This is a genomic window from Chryseobacterium sp. HNCC26DJ241 (assembly GCF_057180505.1).
Genome location: NZ_JBXUGL010000092.1, coordinates 1 through 386, shown reverse-complemented (window position 1 = coordinate 386; position 386 = coordinate 1). Strand labels below are relative to the sequence as shown.

Sequence of the window (386 nt, the reverse complement as noted above, 5' to 3'; positions counted from 1 at the left end):
TGCGTCGAGCAATGCAACAGGAGTTTTGGTACTGGAATCTTCAAATAAAGCCATGATTTTACCAAAAGTAGCCAATCCTCACCTTACGATAAAGTCTCCACACGTGGGAACCATGTGTTATGACACAGTGAGTAAAACTCTTGCGGTTTTCGATGGTACCAACTGGAATTACTGGAAATAATTAAACAAATAAAAAGCACTACTATTTTTAGAGTGCTTTTTTTTAGGCTTATTAAGAATTTTTTTTGAGGTATTATAGGTACAGTGTTCTACTTCATTATAAAGTTATGGAGGCCATAACTTAACTTCATATTTAAAAATCCTTATAAACAGGGAGTTTGTCATTGGCTTCGCCGAATCTTCGGTTTCCGTAGGAATCTAAATAA

Annotated in this window: 1 pseudogene; it reads left to right on the top strand. The window is 35.2% G+C overall.

Features of this window, described 5'->3' with window-relative positions:
* A pseudogene (locus AC2A1C_RS15875) lies at window positions 1-181 on the top strand (hypothetical protein); the annotation flags it as partial.
* Window positions 182-386: the final 205 nt, after the last annotated feature.